The following is a 1,130-nucleotide window of genomic DNA, read 5'->3' on the forward strand; positions in this document are numbered from 1 at the left end:
TCCAGACGATCGGCTGATTGATTCAAATAGTCAACACATCGCTTCAGTTCATAATCGTATCCTACCTTTAGCCCAACCCAGTAGTAGGAGAGCTTATCCTCCAGATCCGCCAGAGCGGCCAGTCGGTCCAGTCTTCGGTCTACCGAATCGATCCTTGCTTGAACCGTCTGCAATCTGCCCGCTATCCTTCTCAGTACTCCCGTATCGACGACCATCACGGTTGGAAGCGACGGGGCGGAACCCCCTCCGAATATGCCGGAGAAGAAACTTTTCACGCTATTCGCGAACGAATCGAACCATTCACTGAAACGATTCCAATGATCGTTGAACCACGTCTTCATATCTGATAACGCATTCCGCAAAAAGGCTTTGATCTCTTCCACGGGTTCGCTGTTCCATATCGCCTTCCATAACACCTTTAACGAATCAATTACAAGGTAATAGCCCGTCTTGCCGAGCTCCTTCCACATGCTGAGATCCGCCTCGCCCGAAAACAGTTTGGGAACATTACGAATCGCCATAATTAACGTCGTAACGCCTGCGTTAACAAATTGCCGTCTTAGGATATCCGGCTTTTGTGTGGAGACGAAATCACCCGAATCGTTGAATCCTACCTTGGTTAATCTGTGCGGATCAAAAAACACGTTCCATCTGGAAGAACCGATACGTTCGTCGAATCTTTCCTCCAGGTTCACCACGGTATCGATATAATCAACGTAACCGAGCCCACTGACGAAATCCCCTTCATGAACAATGAACTGATAACGATCTCCCCGGAGCGCGGACTTCTGTTTTTCCGTCAAATCGAACCAATAGATCGGTTGACCGTTCACACTGTACGCGTCGATATCCAACTCCAAGTGATTGACGAACACGTCGCTCGCCAGATTGTTGCCTTTGGAGTGGCCATACAAAGAGTAGGAGATATTCTCCAATGGATGGCCGGACCCGTCTATAGCGTATTTCTCAAAAAAATCATTCGCCTGACGGATTTGCGTCGAGGTTCCCTTAATTCCTGAATCGACATTATCCGTCCAATCGACCAAGGAATCTGTCTCGCTTCCTCGAAACAGAAAGCCCCGATTACCGCTAGCATCCTCCAGCGCATATCCTACGAATCCCGATTGCGT

General features: G+C 48.8%; 1 protein-coding gene. It reads right to left on the minus strand.

All coding sequences use genetic code 11. The features are described from left to right. A partial coding sequence (locus ACFFT4_RS31355) for a hypothetical protein (protein WP_378053090.1) occupies window positions 1–1,046 on the minus strand: 1,046 nt, incomplete at its 3' end. Window positions 1,047–1,130 lie beyond the last annotated feature (84 nt).

This window comes from Cohnella cellulosilytica (genome assembly GCF_042431195.1).
Taxonomy (GTDB): Bacteria; Bacillota; Bacilli; order Paenibacillales; family Paenibacillaceae; genus Cohnella; species Cohnella cellulosilytica.